Below are 22,708 nucleotides of genomic sequence, written 5' to 3'. Positions count from 1 at the left end.
CGTGCGGGCGGGAGTCAGCGGCGGGCGCCGCGGTGCGGTTGGAGCCGGCCGTCCAGCACCTCGGCGACCTCGTCCGCCGCGTCCAGATGCGGGGGGGTGCCCCTATGGGTTTCGTCAACCTATGGGGGCGGGTTGGGGCTGGTAGAAGGTGCCGTCGCGGAGCATGGCGAAGAGCACGTCGGCTCGTCGTCTGGCGAGGCAGAGGAGGGCTTGGGTGTGGTGTTTTCCCTGGGCGATCTTCTTGTCGTAGTAGGTCCTGGAGGCGGGGTCGGCCAGGGCGGCGAACGCGGAGAGGAAGAAGGCGCGTTTGAGCTGCTTGTTTCCTCTCCGGGAGGGTTGTTCGCCGCGGATGGAGGAGCCGGAGCTTCTGGTGGCTGGGGCGAGTCCGGCGTAGGCGGCGAGGTGGGCGGCGGACGGGAAACGGGAACCGTCGCCGACGTCGATGAGGATCCGTGCTCCGGTCCTGACGCCGATCCCCGGCATGGACGTCAGGACCTTGGAAAGAGGGTGGGTCTCCAGCAGTTCCTCGATCCTGGTGGCGAGGAGTTTCCGCTGGTCAAGCACTGCCTGGAGCGAGCGGGTGAGGCTGGGGACGATCAATGCGGCTGCATCCGTGCCGGGGACGACGACGGTCTGCTCGTCCAGCGCGGTGAAGATGTCCTCAACCAGGCGTTCGGCCATGCGCGGTGCCTTCGGCCGCATCAGGCTGACCAGCCGCCGGCGTCCGGCCTTGCGGATCTGGGCCGGGGAACCGAACTGGTCGAGCAGCTTGAGCACCGCTGGGTGCTGCACTCGTGGCCCCAGCACCCGTTCCAGCGACGGGTGGATCTGCGTCAGCAGGCCCCGCAGCCGGTTGCTGACACGGGTGGCTTCGCCGGCCAGGTCGTCGTCGAAGCCCACGATCATCTCCAGCTCGGCAACCGCCTCGTCGGCGAGCTCGATCGTCCGCAGTGTGTGCGGCATCGAGCGGGCGGCGTCGGCGATGACGAAGGCGTCGCGGGCGTCGGTCTTGGCCTCGCCGGGGTAGAGGTCGGCGATCCGCCGCATCGTCAGGCCCGGCAGGTAGGCGACCGGGCAGCCCATGTCCCGGGCCACAGCCAGCGGCAGAGCACCGATCGATGCGGGCTGGTCGACCACCACCAGCACGGTCTGGTGCTTGGCCTGCAGCTTGGCGAAGACCTCGCGGAGCTTGGGTTCGCTGTTGGGCAGCCGCTTGTCGAACGCCTTCTTCCCGGCCGGGGTGACGGCGGTGGCGTGGTGTTCGCCCTTGCCGACGTCCAGGCCGAGGAAGGCACCGATGTCGCTGACGTCGATCACGTGCTTCCTCCGGTCGTTCCCGCCCGGCCGTCCCACGGCACCGATCGCCACATCCACATTACGAAGAGCCTCCCGACCTGCGAAGAAGCCGGTGGTCATGCCCCTAATCAGCGGTCTGTCGATGCCTCCGGAGCTGGTGACACCACCCCCCAGGTCATGCGTTCGACAGGGGGAGAAAGTCATACCAACTCCGGAGGCCAGGCGCCCCATTGCGGGGCCACCAAGAAGGTAATGGGGTGTGCCGGCGTCGCGGTCGCCGGTGTCCTCGGGTACGAGGCCCTCTACCGGGAGAGCGAACAGCGCCGCCGCCTCATCGAGGAGCTCACCGCGACCCGCAGCGAACTCGCCGACGCCGAACACGCCGCCGGAGTGCTGGCCGAACGCGAACGGCTGGCCCGGGAGATCCACGACACCCTCGCGCAGGGCCTGTCCAGCATCCAGCTGCTGCTGCGGGCCGCCGAGGGCGCCCTGCCGGAGCAGCCCGGCACCGCCCTCGGGCACGTCCGGCAGGCCCGCACCGCCGCTGTCGACAACCTCGCCGAGGCGCGCCGTTTCGTGCGGGCGCTCAGCCCGCCCGGCCTGGCGGCCGGGTCGCTGCCCGCCGCCCTGGAGCGGCTCTGCGCCACCACGGCCGCAGCCTCCGGTCTCGCCGTGCACTGCCAGGTCTCCGGAGCGCCCACCGCACTGCCCACCCCGCACGAGGTGGCCCTGCTGCGCATCGCCCAGTCCGCGCTCGCCAACACCGTCCGGCACGCCGCCGCGGACCGCGTCGAGCTGACCCTCAGCTACATGGACACCGAGATCGCGCTGGACATCGTCGACGACGGCACGGGGTTCGTCCCCGCCGAGGTGCCCGCTCCCGGCTCCGCCGCCGTCCTGGGCACCGGCTTCGGTCTCGCCGCGATGCGCACCCGGGCCCGCGCCCTCCAGGGCACCCTCGCCGTCGAGTCCGCCCCCGGGGAGGGCACCGCGGTCGCCGTCACCCTGCCCTGCCCCGCCACCGCGCCCGCCGCCGCACCGGAGGCCGTCTCGTGACCGCGCCGGACCCGCCCGTCAGACTGCTGCTCGCCGACGACCACCCCGTCGTCCGCGCCGGACTGCGCGCCGTCCTGGAGACCGAGGAGGACTTCGAGATCGTCGCCGACGTGCCCACCGCGGAGCAGGCCGTCGGCCTCGCCGCGCGGCTCGACGTCGACGTGGTCCTCATGGACCTCCAGTTCGGCGGCCGGATGCTCGGCTCGCAGGCCACCGCAGCGATCACCGCCGCCCCCGGCGCCCCCCCGCGTCCTGGTCCTGACCACCTACGACACCGACGCCGACAGCCTCGCCGCCATCGAGGCGGGCGCCACCGGCTACCTCCTCAAGGACGCCCCCCCGGAGGAGCTGGCGGCCGCGGTGCGCACCGCCGCCGCCGGGAAGTCGGCGCTCGCCCCCACCGTCGCGCTGCGCCTCATGGACCGGATGCGCACCCCCGCCACCGCGCTCTCCCGGCGCGAGACCGAGGTGCTCCAGCTCGTCGCCGACGGTCTGTCGAACGCGGCGATCAGCAAACAGCTCTTCCTCAGCCAGGCGACCGTCAAGTCCCACCTCGTCCACATTTACGCCAAGCTGGGCGTGGACTCCCGTACGTCCGCGGTCGCCGCCGCCACCGCACAGGGCCTGATCCGCCGCTGACCACCGGTCTTCGCGCCGGAGCCGGCACCCGGCCGGGGTCCGTGGACCGGCTCTGTCGGTGCCGGGTGCGAGAATCATCGACAGCACGACAGAACGACCGCACCACCGCTCGCGACGATCGACATCAGGGAGACCCGCCCATGGCACCCGCCATCCCAGCCTCGATGGACCGGCCGCACTTCATCGGCATCGGCGGAGCCGGTATGTCGGGCATCGCCAAGATCCTTGCGCAGCGCGGCGCCCGGGTGGCGGGCAGCGACGCCAAGGATTCCGCGACCGCCCAGGCCCTGCGCGCCCTCGGCGCCACGGTCCACATCGGCCATGCCGCCGGGCACCTCGCCGCGGACTCCACCAGCGTCGTCGTCTCCTCCGCGATCCGCCCCGACAACCCCGAGCTGGCGGCCGCCCATGAGCGCGGCATCCCCGTCGTGCACCGCTCGGACGCCCTCGCCTCCCTGATGGACGCCACGCGCCCGATCGCCGTGGCCGGCACCCACGGCAAGACGACCACGACCTCCATGCTCGCCGTCTCGCTCGGCGCCCTCGGCCTCAAGCCCTCGTACGCCATCGGCGGCGACCTCGACGCCCCCGGGTCCAACGCCGAGCACGGCTCGGGCGACATCTTCGTCGCGGAGGCCGACGAGAGCGACCGCAGCTTCCACAAGTACGCCCCCGAGGTCGCCATCATCCTCAACGTGGAGCTGGACCACCACGCCAACTACGCCTCGATGGACGAGATCTACGAGTCCTTCGAGACCTTCGTCGGCCGTATCCGCCCCGGCGGCACCCTGGTCATCTCCGCCGACCACCCCGGCGCCCGCGAGCTGACCGAGCGGATCTCCGGCCGCTACGACATCGAGGTCGTCACCTACGGCGAGTCCGCGGACGCCGATGTGCGCATCCTCAAGGTCAACCCCCGCGGCCTGACCAGCGATGTCACCGTCACCCTGACCAGCGGCAAGATCCTCACCTTCACGGTCTCCGTCCCGGGCCGGCACTACGCCTCCAACGCCGTCGCCGCGCTGGCCGCCGGCGTCGCCCTGGACCTCCCGCCGCACAACCTCGCCTCCGCGCTCGGCAAGTACACCGGCGTCAAGCGCCGCCTCCAGCTCAAGGGCGAGGCGGCCGGCGTGCAGGTCATCGACTCCTACGCCCACCACCCCACGGAGATGACCGCCGACCTGGAAGCGATCCGCGGCGCCGCCGAGGACGCCCGCGTACTCGTCGTCTTCCAGCCGCACCTCTTCTCCCGCACCCAGGAGCTGGGCACGGAGATGGGCCAGGCGCTCGCCCTCGCCGACGCCTCCGTCGTCCTGGACATCTACCCGGCCCGTGAGGACCCGATCCCGGGCGTCACCAGCACCCTGATCATCGATGCCGCGCGCGCCGCGGGCGCCGATGTCACCCCCGAGGGCGACCAGGCCGCCGTCCCGGACGTCATCGCCGGAATGGCGAAGCCCGGTGACCTTGTTCTCACCATGGGCGCGGGCGATGTGACCGACCTCGGCCCCGCCATCCTGTCCCGCCTGGGCAGCTGAGCTGAGGAGGCCCCAGATGCCGTACGAGATCGACAAGCCCGACGAGCAGTGGCGCGCCGAGCTGAGCCCCGCGGAGTACCAGGTGCTCCGCCAGGCCGGCACCGAGCCCGCCTTCGTCGGCGAATACACCGACACCAAGACCGAGGGCGTCTACTCCTGCCGCGCCTGCGGCGCCGAGCTCTTCCGCTCCGACACCAAGTTCGCGAGCCACTGCGGCTGGCCGAGCTTCTACGACCCCAAGGACGCAGGCGCCGTCGAGCTCATCGAGGACCGCTCCCACGGCATGGTGCGCACCGAAGTGCGGTGCGCCCGGTGCGGCTCGCATCTCGGGCACGTCTTCGAGGGCGAGGGGTACCCCACCCCCACCGATCAGCGCTACTGCATCAACTCGATCTCGCTGCGACTGGCTCCGGACGAGGGGTGACCGGCGGGGCTCAGCGCCCTTGGTGAAGCCGGCACCCGGGGGTGTCAGCGGTCATGCGATGCGGAATCGCCCCCAGGATGGCGCCTGGGGGCGATTCCGCCGCATATCGAGTTCTGTAGCGGCCCGGGAGACGCCGTCGGCCGCGATGTGCGCATCGGCCGGGGCATTCGTCGCCGTTATACGAGCGAGGCGAGCACGCTCTCGCGTTGCGCACGCAACAGCTGCAGAGCCTCGTCGGCGACTGCGCGGATGTCGGCCGGGCTCGCTTCTTCAGGGCCGAGCAGTGTGGTCACTGCGGCCGCTATGACCTTTTCGGGCTCGTCGACGGTGGCGCTGCGCAGGGGGTGTGTCGGGGCGACCGCCTCGACGAAGCCGTCCAAGAGCGCCTGAAGCACGTAGACCTGTTCGTTCAGGGGCCAGTCGGTCCGGGCGAGGTGATGCCGACGCCACACCGGCAGCACCAAGGACATCACTCTGGCGATGCCCAGCCCGTCGAGCAGTTCCTTGGTACGTGGGTGGTTGGTGAGGACGCCGAGCAGGTCGGCATCGCCGGTCTGCAGCGCGCGGATGAACGGGAGCTCAAGGCCGTTGAGGACAAGCCGGGGGAACAGCTGGTGCGGGCGGACGAGGTCCGGGTCGCGGGTCAGTGCCTCGATGTAGTTGTCCACGGCGCTCAGGAAGTCCCTGGCGAACAACCCGACGAGCAGGTCTTCCTTGGTGTCCCAGTACAGATACACGGTGCCTTTGGCGACATGCGCCTTCTCCGCGACCTCGGCGACGGTCACGCCCTTGACCCCGCGCTTGAGCACCAACTCCCTGGCAGCGGCGAGAATCCGGGCGGCTTTGCCGGAATCCTGTTCGGCCAGAACAACCATGATCGACTTCCCGTCTGTGCACACTGGACACCCGCGACCGCGGGGCCTGCCCGTTATACCGCGGCGATGTCCTTCTCCTTGATCCTTGCCCCCCTCACCTGCAGCTGCCGAATCAGGTGCGAGGTCACCGGCTTGTTCATCCCATGCGCGATGACGCGGCGCATCGCGATCTGGAAGCGGGTGGCCGGGACGAAGAACCTGCGTTGTTTCAGCGCCAACTGCTGGTACCCCGCTATGGAGGGCCGCAGCGCGCGCTCCCATTCGGTGAGGGCCCGCTTGGTGTCCCCGGCATGGCGGTCCAGCATGGTGCCGAGCAGTTCCGCCCCGGCCAGCCCGGCCGAGACGCCCATGCCGGCGAACAGTGTCACACACCACGCGGAGTCACCGACGAGCACGACCCGGCCGCGGTGCCAGCAGTCCATGCGCACCTGTTCCGCCGAGTCGAACAGGAGGTTCTCGGCGGACTCCATTGCCTCGAGCGCCTCGCCGAGCGCGCGGCCGACCGGCCGGGAGCCGAATACCGTACGCAGCCGCTGGATGGGTGGCTCGGTGAACTCGGCGTCCACATCCTCGGTCCGGTAGGTCATCATCACCGTCGGCGGAGCGTCGTCGAAGGGGAAGACCCACATCGCCCGGTCGGGTTCCAGCAGGATCGCCCCGTCCGTCCGGGCCAGGTCGCTGAGTGGATCGCGCAGTTGAAAGGCGGCCACGGCATAGCCCAGCCGGTGCACATATTTCTTGTGCGGTCCGAACACCAGCGACCGCACGGTGGAGCGGAGTCCGTCCGCACCGACGACCAGATCGAACCGCTCGGTGACCGAGGTGTCCTCCGCGGTGTTGGACAGCGTGACGTCCACCCCGTCGGCGTCCTGAGTGATCCGGGTCGGCACGGTCGAGTAGCGGATCTCGACGTCCGCGGGCAGTGCGGCGAAGGCGCCCTGCTCGACGTCGCTGCGCGTCATCAGCCAGGGCTTGCCGGGGAGGTCGCGGAAGCCCAGGCCGCGGCGCCGGTTGCCGAGACGGTCGACGTTGAAGGTGGCGCCGTCGTAGGGGGTGCGGTCGCGGATGCCGTCCAGGATGCCCAGCCGCCGGGCGGCTGCCTTGCCCGCGCCGAACAGGCCGATGAAGTACCCGCCGGTGCGTCGGGCCGGAGCCTTCTCGATGACGACCGGCGTCCAGCCGATCTGCCGCAGCCGCACCGCGGTCGCGATCCCGCTGATACCGAGTCCTACCACCAGGACTCGCTTGCCACCGGTTTCTGTCGTGTGCTCTGTGTCCATGAGTCCAGACTAGGTGAACTGACCAGAATCGTCACTTGGTCATTTTGTGAAGTGGCACACAGTGGTGAAACCGGCATGACGGTCGTCGGTGCGGTGGGGGTCGCCCTTCGTTGCGCACAACCGGCCGCCACCACCGCGTGGACTCCGTGAGCCGAAGACGGGCAGCCCTGATCCGGCCGCTGCGGGCGGCCGGATCAGCGGGGGCCGGATCAGCGGCAGGTCAGAAGGGGGCCGGCCCAGTCGGCGTGGTCGGAGTCGTTCCCGTTGCCACCGTCGGTGACCACGAGTCGCAGCTGGGTGCCGCCGGTGAGGTCGGCGGTGAGGCGCTTCGCGGGCTGGTCGACCGTCATCAGCCCGCTGTCGGCGACCTTGGTGCCGTCCCGGTAGATCTGGAAGACCACCGAGCCGTTCGCGCCCACCTCGTCGTCGAGGCCCACATCCACGCTGAGGGCGGTGCAGCTGCCGCCGAGGCTGTAGGTGATCTCGCTGTTGGCGTGGGCCCCCAGGCCCTGGGAGTAGCCGGTCCCCTGGATGGTGAGGGGATGTCCGTCGATGCTGCTGTTCGGCCTCGCCGGCGCAAAGCTGCTCGCGTTGGAGCTCCACGGCCGGGCGCCCAGCGCGGTGGTGTGGGCGGGTGACGGCTTGCCCTTTTTGCCCCGGGACGCGGAGGGCGACGACGGTGCCGGCGACGAGGGCCGGGAGCTCGGTCGCTTCGACGCCTTGGTGGGGTGTGTGCTCGGTGTGCCCGACGCCGAGCGGGAGGCGGTTGCCGACCTCCCGGGAGAAGCCGTCGGCGACCGGTCCTCACCAGGGGCCGAGGAGAGACCGGACCGGCCGGGGCCGGTGGCCGAGGTGTCCTGGCGCGCCGGGCCGGACAGGGGGCCGACGGATATGGCCACGCCGGCCAGGACACTCACGGCAACGGCGAGCAGGGCGAGGCGCGCCGGTGAGAACCGGGAGCCCCGGGCACTGCGCGGTGCGGCGGACGGATCCGGTCCCACCGGTGGTACGGGGGCGGTGGGTTCGCCGGCGGCAGAGGGCTCCGGGGCGGCCTTGGAGGGACCGGGGCCCTCCGCCGGCCGGCCGGGCTGCCAGGACGCGAAGTCGTCGCGCAGCTCGGTGTTCCGGGACGACCGGTGCCAGGCGGCGGCGGTGTGGCGCACCGCCCCCAGCAAGGTGTCCCGCCAGGCCCCGTCGGGCCCCTCTCCGGGGCCGGGGGAGTACAGGACGCTGTTGATGGCTTCCTTCGTCAGGTCCGCTGCCGCCTGGGCGGACCGGCAGCAGTCGCGGGCGTGGGCCAGTACGGCGGCGTAGTGCCGGCGGTGGAACTCGTTGAGGGCTTCCTCGCCTGCCCCGGCCACCGCCCGTTCGCCGGGCCGGGCGGCGGCCGCACGGATACGCCGGACCAGCTCGGTATCGGACGGCTCTGTCCCACCGGATGTGTCGAATTGCTCTTGCATGAGTGGGCTAGTGACCCTTCAACGTCCTGACGATCATTGAAAACAGACACACCGTAACGGCGTGAGGGGCTCCGGCGGCCCGTCGCTGCCGCCGAGCGGTGCGGATGGGAAGGGATTTGATGCAGCGTGACAACTGAGGAGGGGCTGACGGCCGCGGGGCTCATGCCTCCCCGCGGCCGTCCCGTCACACCATTTCCACGACCGCCGTCACCACCAGCCCCGAGCCGACGAGCCACCGGCCGCTGAATTCGGTGAGTTCCCTGCCGTCCACCACGGGGCCGGGGACGAGGAGCCGGGCGGTGAAGGTGGCGTTCGTCGGGTCGAGGGTGAGGTGGGCCTCCTCGAAGTCGAGCCAGCGGCGGGTGAGCGGGTACCACGCCTTGTAGACGCTCTCCTTCGCGCTGAACACCAGGCGGTCCCAGCAGACTTCGGGCTGCAGGGCGGCAAGCCGGCGGAGCTGGGCGCGTTCCTCGGGGAGGGTGACGAGGTCGACCACCCCGGGGTCGTTCACGGGCAGATTGGGCTCCGCGTCCAGGCCGATCGTCCGTACCTCCGACGAGCGGGCCACCGCCACGGCGCGGTAGCCGGCGCAGTGCGTCATGGCGCCGACGACGCCCGCCGGCCACTGCGGCTCCCGGTTGGGGCCGGGGAGCAGGGGCGCGGGGGCGAAGCCCAGCTCGGCCAGTGCCCGGCGGGCGCAGCCGCGTACGGTGCCGAACTCCAGCTGCCGCTTGGGCACGGCGTTGGCCACCTGCGCCCACTCCTCGGGAAACATCTCGGACACCGGCGCGTCCTGGAAGGCCTCGGAGGTCCGGACCGGGGCCGGCAGCAGCTTGTCGATCACGCCTGGCTCCCGGTGGTGCCGGAGCCGACCGTGGCCGGGGTGGGCAGGATCTGGACCGGCCGGCCCGGCGCGGCGGCCCGGCGCTGCCATTCCCGCGGATAGCCGAGCGACACCTCCTGATGCGGTACGCCGTCCAGCATCAGCAGCCGCGGGATGTGGAGGTGACCGTAGACCACGGCGGCGGCCCGGAAGCGGCGCGGCCAGTCGGCGGTCGCCTCGGTACCGCACCACAGCGCGAAATCCGGGTACCACAGGGGCCGGGTGGGCTCGCGCACCACCGGCCAGTGGTTGACGAGCACCGTGGGCAACTCCTCCGGAACGGCGGCGAGCCGGGCCTCGGTGGCGGCCACCCTTGCCTGGCACCACGCCTCCCGCGTCGGATAGGGGTCCGGATGCAGGAAGTGCTCGTCGGTGCACACCACGCCGGCCTTCTCGGCCCGGGCGAGCGCCTCCTTCTTGGACGTCGCCCCCGGCTGCCGGAAGGTGTAGTCGTAGAGGAGGAAGAGCGGTGCGATGACGACCGGGCCGCCGGCGCCTTCCCAGACCGGATACGGGTCCTCGGGGGTGAGGACGCCCAACTCACGGCAGATGTCCACCAGATGCTCATAGCGCGCCACACCGCGCAGCTGCACCGGGTCCTGGGCCGGGGTCCACAGTTCGTGATTGCCGGGCACCCACACCACCTTGGCGAAGCGGCTGCTGAGCAGCGAGAGCGCCCAGCGGATGTCGGAGACGAACTCCCCGACGTCGCCGGCGACCAGCAGCCAGTCGTCGTCGGACTCGGGCTTTAACGCCTCGACGATGTCGCGGTTCTCCTTGTAGCGGACGTGCAGATCGCTGACGGCCACCAATCTGCCGCGTCCGCCGCCGTGCGGGGAGCCCGCGGCGGCGGATCCGGCGGCGCCGGGGGTGAGGGTGCGGATCTCGTAGGTCATCATCGAAGTAAAGACGCTGCGGGCGCGAGAGTGAAGCGCGGACCGGGCGGAGGTGGGGTGCGTCACCGGCCTGGCGGCGGTGCGGCCGGCCGTCCGTCGGCCCCGGTGGCGGAGGCGCCGCCGCGGCGGATGCGGGTGGCCAGCCACAGGTCGAAGCGGTCATCGGGGTCGTCGAGACGGCGGCCGGTGAGGTCCATGGCCTTGTCGAGGCGGTTGCGCACGGTGTGCCGGTGGACGCCGAGCCGCCGGCTGGTGGCGTCCCAGGCGCCGCCGGTCTCCAGCCAGGCGGTGAGGGTGGCGATCAACTCCTCGCCGTTGTCCGCGAGATCGAGCGGGCCGAGCACGGTGTCGGCGTAGCCGTGCAGCGTACGGCGGTCGCCCAGGTCGAGCAGGAGCCGGCTGGCCTGGCTCTGCCGGGCCTCCGCGGGCTCGCCGCTCGACCGGCTGACGGCGAGCAGGCCGGTCGCCTGGCGCAGGGACACCCGTACCGCTTCGGGGGCGGTGGCCGGACCGATGCCGGCCGGGCAGCGCGGGGCGAAGCGGGCGAGCACATCGCGGATGTCCAGCTCCTCGCCGACCACCGCCTCGATGACCGCGCCCGGCGCTCCGTCCACGACCCTGACCAGGCCACCGGGCATCGCCAGCGCCAGATCGGCGGCCATCTCCTGCGCGGCGCCGTCCGCCGCCCCGGCCCCGGCATCCGGCGCGGCGGAGGCCGTACGACCGCCCGTACCGGGCCCCGCCACCACGACACCCCGCACCCGCTCGGCCGTCAGCCCCACCGAGCGCAGGATGTCCCGGGCCCGCGCGGCGGCCGGATCCTCGTCCGCCAGCAGCTCCGAAAGCAGCGCCGACCTGCGGCGACGCTCCGGCTCATCGCGGAGGTGACGGCGCTCCAGCTCCAGGGAGAGCAGCGAGACCAGCCCGGGGACGACCGAACGGGCGGCGTCGTCCGGCCGGCCGGTGAGCAGCAGCAGACCCCGCAGCCGGCGCGCCCCCAGCGGCTGCACCTCCAGCTGCTGTCCGGCGGCCGTGCTGGACGCGCTGCCGCGCAGTCCGCGTGCGGCGACCCGTTCGATCAGGTCCTGGGCCTGCGCCAGCGGTGTCCGGTGCGCCGGCTCACCCGCCGAGAGCAGCCGCCCCAGCGGGTCGAACACCGCCGCGCCGACCCCGGTGGCGGCGGTCCACTCCGCGAGCATCGGCCGCAGCCCGTCGCCGGTCGCCGCGGCCGTCAGCCGCCGCTGGGTCGCGAACGCCCGCTGCAGCAGCGCGCGCTGTTCCTTGGCGCGGGCGTCGAAGACCGCCTTGGTGACGGCGATGAACGGCACCTCGTCCGGCACCGTCAGCAGCGGCAGACCGGCCTCCTCGGCCGCGGTCACCAGCGGCTCCGGTGCCTCCTGGTAGGGCAGTCCCTGCCCCAGGCCGAGCGCCAGACAGGCCGCCCCGCCCTCGGCCACGTCCCGCACGTACGCCCGGCACGCGGCCGGCTCCTGCGGCAGCAACAGGCCGATGGTCATGAGGAGTTCGCCGCCCTGCAGCCACTTCCCCGGCGCCGGCAGATCCGAGACCGTGGCCGCTTCGATCGTGCGGGCCAGCAGCCGCGGCGGCACGTCGTAGCTGGCCGACAGGCCGAGATCGGGCCGTGCCAGCAGATCGGAGAGATGCAGGGGCATAGACACAGTGTCCAGCAGATGGCCCCGCGATGGACACTCGGGCGATCGCCCGGCCCGCGGGTTTTCCGGCCGGTCAGGGCGGCCGGCGGAAGCGGAGGCGTAAGGAGCGGGCGGTGGGCGACGGCGGCGGGCGGGAACGCCGTCCGGGGCCGGAGGCGCCGCCCCGTCCAGGGGAGGGGCGCGGGCCGGGTGGCGTTATGGTCGAGAAGTGTGGGAGCGGGGGCCCCTCCCCGCTTCTCGACCCGACGAAGGGACGTGAGCTCGGTATGCAGGCGGCGTTTCTGGTGGCTCCCGAGGGCACCGAAGAGGTCGAGCTGACCCGGCCGTGGCAGGCGGTGACCGATGCGGGCGGCGGCCCGACGCTGGTCTCCACCAGGGCGGGCAAGGTGCAGGCGTTCCACCACCTGGACAAGGCGGACACCTTCCCCGTCGATCTGACGGTGGACGAGGCGACCGCGGCGGACTTCGACGGTCTGGTGCTGCCCGGCGGGGTGGCCAACCCGGACGCGCTGCGGCTGGACCGGCGGGCCGTGGCGTTCATCAAGTCCTTCTTCGACGCCGGAAAGCCGGTGGCCGCGATCTGCCATGCACCGTGGACGCTGGTCGAGGCCGACGTGGTGCGGGGCCGCACGCTGACCTCCTGGCCGAGCCTGCGGACCGATATCCGCAACGCGGGCGGCACCTGGGTCGACGAGCAGGTCAAGATCTGCACCGCCGGGCCGAACACCCTGATCACCAGCCGGAAGCCGGCCGATCTGGAGGCCTTCTGCGCGGCGTTCGTCTCGGAGTTCTCGCACTGAGGGACCGTTGGCTGAGGCCTTAAGGCCCGAGCACCACCGCCGATTCCGGCGGTAGGTGCAGCACGCCGTCCGGGCCGGGGAGACGGGCGCCGGGCCAGCCCGCCAGGGCCTGCAGCCCGGCCCCGCCGCCGTCGTCGACGGCCGGGACGGCGGCCGTGGTGTCGTGTGCGAGATTGACCGCCACCCGGAGTGGGCCGCGCCGCAGCAGGAGCCAGCGGGCCTCCTCGTCGTAGCGGACGGCGGTGTGCCGCGGATCCGGGTCGGTCAGCGGGGGCAGCTCATGGCGCAGCGCCAGCAGCGTGCGGTACCAGGCCAGCAGCGCGGTGTGCGGCTCCCGGGCCGGTTCGGTCCAGTCCAGGACGCAGCGGTCGCGGGTCGCCGGGTCCTGCGGGTCGGGCCAGTCACCGGCGGCACCGGTCCACTCGTGCGCGGCGAACTCGCGCCGCCGCCCCTCCCGTACCGCCTCCGCCAGCTCCGGATCCGTGTGCGCGGTGAAGTACTGCCACGGGGTGGTCGCGCCCCACTCCTCGCCCATGAACAGCATCGGGGTGAACGGCGCACACAGCACCAGTGTGGCGGCGCAGGCGAGCAGGCCGGGGGAGAGCCCGGCGGCGAGCCGGTCGCCGAGCGCACGGTTGCCGATCTGGTCGTGCGTCTGGGCGTAGGCCAGCAGCCGGTACGCGGGCGTCACCCGCAGGTCAAGCGGTGCGCCGTGCCGGCGGCCACGGAACGCGGAGTGCGTACCGTCGTGGAAGAAGCCGCCGGTCAGCGTCTTGGCGAGGGCGGCGAGCGGGGCCCGCGCGAAGTCGCCGTAATAGCCCTGGGACTCGCCGGTGAGCGCGGTGTGCAGGGCGTGGTGGAAGTCGTCGTTCCACTGGGCGTGCAGACCGTGTCCGCCGCCCGTCCTGGGCGCGGTGGTGCGGGGATCGTTGAGATCGGACTCGGCGACCAGGAACAGCGGGCGCCGCAGCTGCCCGGCCAGCGCGTCGACGGCGGCGGTGAGTTCGGCCAGGAAGTGCGGGGAGCGGTCGTCGTGCAGCGCGTGGACGGCGTCCAGCCGCAGTCCGTCGAGCCGGTAGTCGCGCAGCCAGGAAAGCGCACTGCCGATGAAGTATTCGCGCACCTCGTCGGAACCGGGGGCGTCGAGATTGACCGCCGCGCCCCACGGGGTGTGATGGGTGTCGGTGAAGTACGGCCCGAACGCCGGGAGAGGATTGCCGGACGGGCCGAGGTGGTTGTGCACCACATCGAGCACGACCCCCAGACCGAGCCCGTGCGCCGCGTCCACGAAGCGCTTGAGCCCGTCCGGCCCGCCGTACGGTTCGTGCACCGCCCAGGGGGCGACCCCGTCGTACCCCCACCCATGGGTGCCGGGGAACGGGCAGACCGGCATCAGCGAGATATGGGTGATGCCCAGGTCGGCGAGGTGGCGCAGCCGCGCGGCGGCGGCGTCGAAGGTGCCCTCGGGGGTGTAGGTGCCGATGTGCAGTTCGTAGAGGACCGCACCGGGAAGCGGGCGGCCGGGCCACGGATGCCGCCATGCGAACCGGTCGTGTGCGACGACCGCGCCGGGCCCGCCGGGGCCCTCCGGCAGCCGGGCGGCCCGCGGATCGGGCAGCGGCGGCCCGCCGTCCAGCCGGAAGGCGTACCGGTCCCCCTCGTGGGCCGGTACCTCGGTACGCCACCAGCCCGCCCGGCCGGGGTCGCGCTCCATCGGGACCGCGGGCTCGGCCGCCCGGTCCCCCGCCCACTGGAGAGCGACCCGCCCGGCCTCCGGCGCCCACACCTCGAACAGCACGGCCGTCCTCCTTCGTTCGGTCCCGGCCCCGACCCAAGCACGCCGCCGCGCCGCCCGACAGCCCGACGTGGCGCTACGGACCGACATCGCGCCATCCCGGTGGGCCGTTCCGGCGAGTGCGCACGCCCGGTCGGACCGTCCCCCGCACACACATCGCCTGGACAGCGGCTCGCGGTGGCCGGAGAATCTCGGCATGACTTCGCTCGAGTTCCCCGCGCGTCCGGCGCGGCCGTCGGACGCCGACCGGGAACGCGCCCTCGATCTGCTGCGCGACGGTGCGGCGCAGGGACGGCTGTCCCAGGACACTTTCCTGCGGCGCCTGGAACTCGTCCTGACCGCTCAACAGCAGTCCGAACTCGACCTCGCCACCGCCGACTTGGAGAGCCGGGGCAAGGTCCAGGGCGTACTGCTGCGGGTGGTGGGCCGGGCATCGGCCTTCCACCTCCGGGTGCGCCGCGCCTGGCGTACGGAGCGGCTGCCGAAGCTGCTGCTGCCCGAGCCCGGCCCGCTCCCGCTGCTCATAGGGCGGGCGCCCGGTGTGGGCCTGCGCCTCAACCACGAGACGGTCTCCCGCGCCCACGCCGAACTCCGCAGCGCCGGCAAGGGCTGGCTGCTGCGCGACCTCGGCTCCACCAACGGCACCTGTGTCAACGGCCGCCGGGTGGTGGGCGAAGTGCCGGTCGGCCCCGGCGACCACATCAGGTTCGGACAGGTGGATTACGTCCTGACGGAGCGGTGAGCCGGGCCGCGCGCGCCGCCCGGACCGGAGCGCGGCGGCCGCGGACCGCTGCCGCCTGACGGCACGGCAGCCGCCGCCTCACAGGGGCTCGCCCCGCCCCGGGGCCGCCGCCTCCCGCACCGGCCGGTCGCCCGACGGGGTCGACGTCCACACCCCTTCACCGTGCGTCAGACCGGGCAACAGCCCCTGGAACTCCGGCACATGACGCGCCGGGAGAAAGCCGCTGACCCGCCAGGAGTCCCGGCCACCGGTGGTCTCGGCGAACTCGGCGCCCAGCGCCGCGAGACGGGCGGTCACCGGGGCCAGCGCGGCGAGCGGGACGTCCGCCTCGAAGGCGTGGTACGGCTCGTACACCCGGGTGCCGGCCCGGTCCAGGGCCCGCAGCAGCACCCGGGGGGTGACCGTGCGGAAGTCCCCCGCGGTGCTGAGCGGTCCGATGAATCCGGACCGGGTCAGCACCACCCGGCAGTCCGTCACCGCCAGACCGCGCGGTCCGCACCGCAGGGTCGCCAGCACCGTCTCCTCGATGGCCTGGTGGAAGCCGTGCGGCAGGGCGCCCAGTTCGGTTTCGTAGGTGAAGACCGGGCCGGAGTGGCGGGCGCCCGGCTCGACCCGGAGCCCGACCGTGGCCCAGGGTCCGGTGTGGCCGCGCCGGGCGATCTCCTCGCAGGCCTCGCCGACCCCGGACGGCCGCTCGACGCACACCACCCGGCTCGGCGCGAACTCGGCCTCGATGCCGTGCTCCTGGTACAGCGTGGCGGCGATGATCTCCTTCTGCACCTCGCCGTGCAGCAGCACCGAGGTCGCGCCGTCGGGCGCCGGACCTACCTGTAGCAGCGGGTCCTGGTCGGCGAGCGTCAGCAGCGCGGCGCGCAGTGCGGCGGCCCGTGCCGGGTTGCGGGCCCGGACCAGGGTTTCGAGGGTGGGGGAGGGGAACAGCGCGGCGCCGGAGGGGGCGTCACCGGCCGGGCCGAGACGGTCACCGGTGCGGATGCCGGGCAGCCCGCGCAGCACCGCGATCTGACCCGGGGTGAGCGGCCCGTCGTCGCCGGGCGGCCGGCCGACGACCTGGAGCGAGGTGATCCGGCCGGTCAGGGTTGCGCTCGTGCCGTCCGCGGCGGGCCGGTGCAGCTCGATCCGCTGCCGGGGCCGCAACTCGCCCTCGTAGAGCCGGAGGTACGCGGTCCGCTCGCCGTCCGGCGGCTGATGGACGGCGAAGACCGTGCCCCGCGGCTCGGTGCCCGCGCCGACCGGGGCCGGCGGGACCAGCCGGACCATGCCGTCGAGGAGCGCGCCGATGCCCTGGCCGCCGAGCGCGGAGCCGAAGTACACCGGGTGCAGCGAGCCGTCGGCGGTCCGGGCGGCCAGCGCCGCACGGAGCCGGTCCGCGGTCAGCGGCGGCCCGCCGTCGCCCGGGGCCGGTCCGCCGGAGGCCGGGCCGGTCAACTCGGCCAGCACCGACTCGTCGGCCTCGGCCACGGCTTCCGCGATCCGCTCGCGGACCCGCGGGTCCTCCAGGGAGTACGGCACGGACATGGCCTGTGCGGTGCCGAGGCCGGTCACGGACGTCATCGGGACGGCGGCCGGCGTCAGCAGCCGGCGGATGTCGGCGAGCAGCGCCTCGCCCCGGGCGCCGGCCTGGTCGATCTTGTTGATGAAGAGCAGGGTGGGCAGCCGCAGCCGCCGCAGTGTCTTCATCAGCACCCGGGTCCTGGCCTGGACACCCTCCACCGCGGACAGCAGCAGCACGGCGCCGTCGAGCACCCCCAGGGCGCGCTCGACCTCGGCGATGAAGTCGGAGTGGCCGGGGGTGTCGAGGAGATTGACCTGGGTGCCGCCGACGGTGAAGGAGGCGACGGCCGAGCGGATGGTGATACCGCGCTGCCGCTCCAGCTCGCCGGTGTCCGTAAAGGTGTCACCGCCGTCGACACTGCCGAGCCGGCCGATGGCGCCGGTGTCGAACAGCAGCCGCTCGGTGAGGCTGGTCTTACCCGCGTCGACGTGGGCGAGAATCCCGATGTTCAGGGTGCGCGAAGGAAGCATGGAAGGTGGATTCCTCAAGAACTGTCGTCCGGTGGGGGCGATGAGTAGTTCCGAGGAATCGGCGCATTCCGTGCTCCTTGACGGGGGAAATCACGTACGCGGCCATGCTTTCCGGCCGTATTGCGGGAGCGCAACCGAATTAGGCCGTGGCCCCGCCCCGCCCGGCCCCGCCAGCTCAGTGCTGGTGCAGCCCCCGCCCCGCCAGCGTCAGGAAGGCCTCGCCGACCGCCTCCGACAGCGTCGGGTGGGCGTGGATGTGCTGGGCGACATCGGCAGGTTCGGCGTCCCAGCCCACGATCAGCTGGCTCTCCGCGATCATCTCCGAGACCTGCGGCCCGACGAGATGGACCCCGAGCACCGCGCCGGTGTTCCCCAAGCTCTCCACTTCTCCCCCACTCTCAACTTCGTTCGAGCGGGGGGACCCCCATGCGCAGGGGACACCCCAATCACCGCCCGCCCCGTCCGCCGCCGCGATCACCTTCACCATGCCGCCCTGACCGTGCACCATGCCCTTGGCGGTGGCGGCCAGCGGCATGGTGTTCACCTTGACGTCCAGGCCGCGGGCGCGCGCCTCGGCCTCGGTCAGGCCGACCGAGGCGGTCTGCGGCGAGGAGTACGTCACCCGCGGCACCGCCGCGTAGTCCACCGCCCGCGACGGCAGGCCCGCCAGCGTCTCGGCCACCAACAGGCCCTCCGCGAACGAGGCGTGGGCCAGCCCCGGGGACGGCGGCGGCAGCAGATCGCCGACCACGTGGATGCCCGGCACGGAGGTCTCCAGCCGTGACCAGTCCGCCGGCGCGACGAACCCCCGATCGTCCGCCGCCAGCCCGGCCGCCGCCAGGTCCAGCCCGTCCGTCACCGGGGCCCGCCCCACCGCGACCAGCAGCCGCTCGGCCCCGATCACCAGCTCCTCGCCCTTCGGCGTGCGCACCGTGGCCCGCACCCCGTCCGCCAGCAGCTCGGTGCCGGTCAGCGTCGAGCCCGTACGGACCGCGATACCGCGCCTTTTCAGCCCGCGCGCCAGATGGCGGCCGACGTCCTCGTCCTCCAGCGGAAGCAGCCGCCCGGCCGCCTCGACGAGGGTGACCTCGGCCCCCATGGAGCGGTGGAAGGACGCGTACTCGACGCCGATCGCACCGCCGCCCAGGACCAGGACGGACGCCGGAAGTCCGGCCGCGAACAGCGCGTCGTCGCTGGTCACCACCCGTCGGCCGTCCGCGGCCAGGCCCGGCAGCAACCGCGGCCGGGAGCCGGTGGCCAGCACGATGCCGCGGCGTGCGGTGAACTCCCCGGCGCCCTCGATGCGAACCGTACGGGGGCCGGTCAGCCGCGCCGAGCCCTTGACGACCCGCACCCCCGCCGTCCGCAAGTGCCCGGCCACGCCCTGGCGGTTGCGCTCGACGATGCTGTCGCGGGTGGCCACCAGGGCCGGCCAGTCCAGGGAGTCAACGGTGGCCTTGACGCCCCATCGTTCACGGGCCTCCGCGATGCCGTCCACCAGCTCGGCCGCGTGCAGCATGGCCTTGCTGGGGATACAGCCGCGGTGCAGACAGGTGCCGCCGATCAGATCGCGTTCGGCCAGCACCACCCGCAAGCCCAGGGACGCGGCGCGCAGGGCGGTGCTGTAGCCGCCGGTACCGCCGCCGATGACAAGGACGTCCGTCGTGTTCGCGTCTGTCTCACTCATGTGATCAGACTCCGCCCACCTGCGGTGATGAGTCCAAGGCAATGTTTCCATGGGGGTGATGAAGAACCTTCATGCGTGGGTGCTGCCTGTGGTGGCGCTTCTTGAGGGGAACGGGTGCACCGGGAGGGGCGGGCATGAGTCTGCGGCAGATGGAGTACCTCGTCGCGGTGGTCGAGCAGGAGTCCTTCACCCGCGCCGCCGAGGCGCTGCACGTCACCCAGTCCGCGCTCTCGCACCAGATCAAGGCGCTGGAGCGGACGGTCGGCGGCCCGCTGCTGGAGCGGATGACGCGCGGGGTGCGGCTGACCGCGATGGGCCGGGCCTACTTCCCGCACGCCCAACTCGCCGTCCGCAGCGCCCGGCAGGCCCGCCGTGCCGCACTCGCGGCGGGCGGCGCGGAGAGCGGCGAACTGCATATCGCGACGGTGCACGCCCAGGCGGTCGGGGTGCTCCCGGAGGTCTGCGCACGCTGGGCCCGCGCGCGTCCGGGCGTTCGTCTGGTGCTCCATGAGTACGCCACCACCGACGAGCTGGACGAGCAGATGGCCCGCGGGGTCGCCGATCTGGCGCTCGGGCCGCGCCCCAAGGACTGGCCGGGGCCGGTCACCGTCGTGGGACAGGAGCGGATGGTGCTGGTCGTCCCGCACGGCGACCCGCTCGCCGCCCGGGAGTCGGTCCGCCTCGCGGAGCTGGCGGACCGCCCGTGGGTGCGCTGCAGCCTGGAGCCGGTGGTTGAGGGCCGGCGCTGGCTGGACCGGGAGTGCGAACGGGCCGGCTTCACCCCGCGTACCGCCGTCCGCACCCAGCACAGCTCCACGGCCGTCCGGATGGCCTCGGCGGGCGTCGGAGTGCTGCTGACCGCGGCCCATGAACTGCGCGGCCTCGACTGTGCGGCCGTGCCCACCGACCCGCCCTGGCACCGCGAGATCACCGTCTTCTCCCGTGTCGAACCGACCGGCGCGGCCGAGGAGTTCACGGAGCTGCTGCGCACGGTCGGGAGCGGGAACGCGGAGCCGGGCCGGGACACGCCGACCTGAGGTGGCGTCACTCGCGGACGAACAGCGCCACCGGCGACTCCGCCAGCAGCTCGCTCAGCCCCACCACCGCGCCGCCCGGCAGCTCGCGCCCGGAAAGGAGCTCGCGCCAGGTGCCGTCCGGCGGCAGCCGCAGCAGGGTGTCCCACCAGCCGCCGGTCTCCACCAGCCGCAGCGACAGCCGGGTCACCACCGTCAGCACCCGCCCGCTGCGGCAGAACGCCACACAGTGCTCGGCCGCCGGGCCCTCCCCGTACACCGGCTCGTACGACGCCGCGGCGCCGAACCACTGCGGATGATCGCGCCGCAGCCGCAGTGCCGCGGCGGTCAGCCGCAGCTTCTCGCCGGACAGATCGCGCGGCGGGCTCCCGCCGTCCAGCGCGGTGAGCAGTTCGGGGCGGAAGCGGGCCGGCCGCCGGTTGTCCGGGTCGACCAGTGCGGCATAGCCGAGTTCGGTGCCCTGATAGAGGTCGGGGACGCCCGGCATGGTGAGCTGTAGCAGCGTCGCGCCCAGCACATTCGCGCGGAGGAAGGGGGCGAGTTCCCCGTCCAGCGCGGCGAGCGGGGCGGCCGTCGGACCACAGGGACCGTTGCGGACGAACTCCTCGACCGCCTCCTCGTAGCCCGCGTTCCGCTCCGTCCACGAGGTGCGCAGCCCGGCCTCCCGCGCGGCTTTGAGGACCGCGGGCACCACCCGCTCCGCCGCGTCCCCGTCACCGGCCGCACCCAGGCCGAACGCGGTCTGCCAGGCCAGCCACGACACCATCGGGTCCGCCGGGCCGAGGCCGTCCACCCCGCACACCGCCTCGTCGGCCATCGCCCCGAGCACATCCCGCCACCGGTCCGGGCACTCCGACAGCACCGCGATCCGCGCCCGTACATCGGCGCTGCGCTTGGTGTCGTGGGTGGAGAGCACCGTGCCGGCCAGCGGCCGGTCCCGCTGCAGCCGGGCGCAGTACGTATGGAACACCTCCGGGGCGAGCGCCGGCTCCCCCGGATCGCCGCCGACCTCGCAGGCCGACAGCAGCACCGGGTAGCGGTAGAAGGCGGTGTCCTCCACGGATTTGGCGTGCAGGGCGGACGCGGTCTGGGCGAACCGCGCGGTGAAGTCGGCGCAGTCCGTACTGCCCTGGTCCGGGGCGTCGGTCAGCCGGCCGAGCGCCAGATCGCGGACCAGATCCACCGCCCGCGCCTCCTCGGGCACCCGGAAGGCGGTACGCGCCTGCGCCGCCGCCGCGTCTAGCATGGCCGCGTCCTGTGTGGCCCGCGTCGGATCCGCCGCATAGGGACGGTAGACCGGCAGCCGCACCAGCAGTTCACGGAGCGCGTGGCGCAGCGCCCAGGTCGCATGGTCGCCCGGCTCGGGGGCGCGTGCGCTGATCCGCGCCGCGGTCCGCACCAGCCGCTCGATCTCCGCGGCCAGCTCGTGCGTGACGACCTCGTACGCGGCCCGGCGCACCGTCTCCTCCCAGTCGCCGCCCTCGTCGGCCAGCGGGGTGACGAAGTCCCGGTAGTGCGAGAAGAGCCGTCCGGCGCCCTGCGGGCAGACGAACAGTCCGTCGATGTGCCGCAGGGCGTCATAGCCGGTCGTGCCCGCACAGGCCCAGCTGTCCGGAAGCCGCTCGCCGTCGGAGAGGATCTTCTCCACGACCGTCCAGCGGCCGCCGGTCCGCTCGTGCAGCCGGGCCAGATAGCCGCCGGGGTCCACCAGGCCGTCCGGGTGGTCGATGCGCAGCCCGTCGATGACGCCCTCGCGGATCAGCCGCAGCACCGTGCCATGGGTCGCCTCGAACACCTCGGGGTCCTCGACGCGCACCCCGATCAGCTCCGAAATGGTGAAGAAGCGGCGGTAGTTCAGCTCGCTGCGGGCCAGCCGCCACCAGCCGAGGCGGTACCACTGGGCGTCCAGGAGACGATCCGGCGGCAGCTTCTCCGTCCCGGGGCGCAGCGGGAAGGCATGCCCGTGATAGCGGAGCACCTCGCCCTCGACGCGGAAGTGCCGCAGCTCCTCGCCGATCCGGCCGCCGAGCACCGGCAGCAGCAGCCGTCCGCCGTGCCCGGCGTCCCAGTCGATGTCGAACCACCGCGCGTACGGGGACTTTGGGCCGTCGCGCAGCACCTGCCACAGCGGCCCGTTCAGCGACATCGGCTCCGGCACCGCCATGTGGTTCGGCACCAGGTCGACGATCAGCCCGAGGCCGTGCGAGCGGGCCGTCGCCGCCAGCGCCCGCAGCCCCGTCTCACCGCCGAGCTCGGCCCGTACCGCCGTGTGGTCGACGACGTCATAGCCGTGGGTGGAGCCCGGCACCGCCTCCAGCACCGGCGAGAGGTGCAGATGGGAGATGCCGAGCGCGGCCAGATGCGGGACGGCCCGCCCGGCGGCGGCGAAGGGGAAGTCCGGCTGGAGCTGCAGCCGGTAGGTGGCGGTCGGCGACGGACTCAAGGGCTGCGTCATGGGAACACCCGTACCCCGCTGGCGGCCCGTTGTGTCATCCGCCTCCCGCACGGGTGTCGTTGTTTCCTCCGACGGAGGGGGCTCCGGGGGCGGGGACGTTCGTAGGTCCGGTGCGTGGGGCGCGCGGCGGCC

General features: G+C 73.0%; 16 protein-coding genes and 2 pseudogenes. 7 read left to right on the top strand and 11 right to left on the bottom strand.

Annotation, left to right across the window (positions count from 1 at the left end):
- Positions 1-114: 114 nt before the first annotated feature.
- A complete protein-coding gene (locus SLV14N_RS09285; protein WP_208680617.1) occupies positions 115-1,317 on the bottom strand; it encodes an IS110 family transposase in 1,203 nt (400 codons plus the stop codon).
- Between the two features lie 231 nt (positions 1,318-1,548).
- Between SLV14N_RS09285 and SLV14N_RS09280 the strand changes: the two are divergent.
- The 4 genes and pseudogenes from SLV14N_RS09280 to msrB form a co-directional block, all read left to right on the top strand.
- Positions 1,549-2,352, top strand: a pseudogene (locus SLV14N_RS09280) (sensor histidine kinase); the annotation flags it as partial.
- Positions 2,349-2,991 (top strand): annotated as a pseudogene (locus SLV14N_RS09275) (response regulator). The pseudogenes SLV14N_RS09280 and SLV14N_RS09275, both read left to right, overlap by 4 nt.
- A gap of 140 nt (positions 2,992-3,131) precedes the next feature.
- Positions 3,132-4,529 carry a UDP-N-acetylmuramate--L-alanine ligase gene (murC, locus tag SLV14N_RS09270; RefSeq protein WP_263269007.1) on the top strand — a complete coding sequence of 466 codons (1,398 nt, stop codon included), beginning with the start codon at positions 3,132-3,134 and terminating at the stop codon, positions 4,527-4,529.
- A gap of 16 nt (positions 4,530-4,545) precedes the next feature.
- Positions 4,546-4,953: a peptide-methionine (R)-S-oxide reductase MsrB gene (msrB, locus tag SLV14N_RS09265; protein WP_127153502.1), complete on the top strand. Its 408-nt coding sequence runs from the start codon at positions 4,546-4,548 to the stop codon at positions 4,951-4,953.
- A 176-nt stretch (positions 4,954-5,129) separates the two neighbouring features.
- On the opposite strand, the gene SLV14N_RS09260 is transcribed toward msrB, so the two are convergent.
- From SLV14N_RS09260 to SLV14N_RS09235, 6 genes are all read right to left on the bottom strand, one after another.
- Positions 5,130-5,828, bottom strand: a complete 699-nt coding sequence (locus tag SLV14N_RS09260) for a TetR/AcrR family transcriptional regulator (protein ID WP_208680519.1) — start codon at positions 5,826-5,828, stop codon at positions 5,130-5,132.
- A 53-nt stretch (positions 5,829-5,881) separates the two neighbouring features.
- Positions 5,882-7,108 carry an FAD-dependent monooxygenase gene (locus SLV14N_RS09255; protein ID WP_208680518.1) on the bottom strand — a complete coding sequence of 409 codons (1,227 nt, stop codon included), beginning with the start codon at positions 7,106-7,108 and terminating at the stop codon, positions 5,882-5,884.
- Between the two features lie 209 nt (positions 7,109-7,317).
- Complete coding sequence (locus SLV14N_RS09250) at positions 7,318-8,568, bottom strand: NPCBM/NEW2 domain-containing protein (RefSeq protein WP_259670199.1); 1,251 nt, start codon at positions 8,566-8,568, stop codon at positions 7,318-7,320.
- 184 nt (positions 8,569-8,752) lie between these two features.
- On the bottom strand, positions 8,753-9,412 hold the full coding sequence (locus tag SLV14N_RS09245) for a 4'-phosphopantetheinyl transferase (RefSeq protein ID WP_208680517.1): 660 nt from the start codon (positions 9,410-9,412) through the stop codon (positions 8,753-8,755).
- Positions 9,409-10,347: a metallophosphoesterase gene (locus tag SLV14N_RS09240; RefSeq protein ID WP_263269005.1), complete on the bottom strand. Its 939-nt coding sequence runs from the start codon at positions 10,345-10,347 to the stop codon at positions 9,409-9,411. The genes SLV14N_RS09245 and SLV14N_RS09240 overlap by 4 nt, the downstream gene beginning before the upstream one ends.
- Positions 10,348-10,409: 62 nt before the next feature.
- Entirely contained in the window at positions 10,410-12,020 is a 1,611-nt protein-coding gene (locus tag SLV14N_RS09235) for a PucR family transcriptional regulator (protein ID WP_263269003.1), read from the bottom strand.
- A gap of 266 nt (positions 12,021-12,286) precedes the next feature.
- On the opposite strand from SLV14N_RS09235, the gene SLV14N_RS09230 reads away from it, so the two are divergent.
- Positions 12,287-12,820 carry a type 1 glutamine amidotransferase domain-containing protein gene (locus tag SLV14N_RS09230; RefSeq protein WP_263273084.1) on the top strand — a complete coding sequence of 178 codons (534 nt, stop codon included), beginning with the start codon at positions 12,287-12,289 and terminating at the stop codon, positions 12,818-12,820.
- A 19-nt stretch (positions 12,821-12,839) separates the two neighbouring features.
- Here the strand turns inward: SLV14N_RS09230 and treZ are convergent, their stop codons facing one another.
- Entirely contained in the window at positions 12,840-14,618 is a 1,779-nt protein-coding gene (treZ, locus tag SLV14N_RS09225; RefSeq protein WP_263269001.1) for a malto-oligosyltrehalose trehalohydrolase, read from the bottom strand.
- A 193-nt stretch (positions 14,619-14,811) separates the two neighbouring features.
- Between treZ and SLV14N_RS09220 the strand changes: the two genes are divergently transcribed.
- Positions 14,812-15,357, top strand: a complete 546-nt coding sequence (locus tag SLV14N_RS09220) for a DUF1707 and FHA domain-containing protein (RefSeq protein WP_208680513.1) — start codon at positions 14,812-14,814, stop codon at positions 15,355-15,357.
- A gap of 78 nt (positions 15,358-15,435) precedes the next feature.
- On the opposite strand, the gene otr(A) is transcribed toward SLV14N_RS09220, so the two are convergent.
- Entirely contained in the window at positions 15,436-17,400 is a 1,965-nt protein-coding gene (otr(A), locus tag SLV14N_RS09215; RefSeq protein WP_263268998.1) for a tetracycline resistance ribosomal protection protein Otr(A), read from the bottom strand.
- A 175-nt stretch (positions 17,401-17,575) separates the two neighbouring features.
- The gene (locus SLV14N_RS09210) at positions 17,576-19,087 is read right to left on the bottom strand and encodes an FAD-dependent oxidoreductase (RefSeq protein WP_263268996.1); all 1,512 of its coding nucleotides are present in this window, start codon (positions 19,085-19,087) and stop codon (positions 17,576-17,578) included.
- A gap of 134 nt (positions 19,088-19,221) precedes the next feature.
- On the opposite strand from SLV14N_RS09210, the gene SLV14N_RS09205 reads away from it, so the two are divergent.
- Positions 19,222-20,124 carry a LysR family transcriptional regulator gene (locus SLV14N_RS09205; RefSeq protein WP_263268995.1) on the top strand — a complete coding sequence of 301 codons (903 nt, stop codon included), beginning with the start codon at positions 19,222-19,224 and terminating at the stop codon, positions 20,122-20,124.
- Between the two features lie 7 nt (positions 20,125-20,131).
- Here SLV14N_RS09205 and treY read toward each other — a convergent pair whose 3' ends face one another.
- Positions 20,132-22,576, bottom strand: coding sequence for a malto-oligosyltrehalose synthase (treY, locus tag SLV14N_RS09200; protein ID WP_263268993.1), 2,445 nt, complete (start codon positions 22,574-22,576; stop codon positions 20,132-20,134).
- Positions 22,577-22,708 lie beyond the last annotated feature (132 nt).

The organism is Streptomyces sp. Je 1-4 4N24 (assembly GCF_026239515.1).
GTDB lineage: Bacteria > Actinomycetota > Actinomycetes > Streptomycetales > Streptomycetaceae > Streptomyces > Streptomyces nigrescens.
Note: the sequence above shows the minus strand (reverse complement) of the source record. Positions and strands in the feature narration are given on the sequence as shown.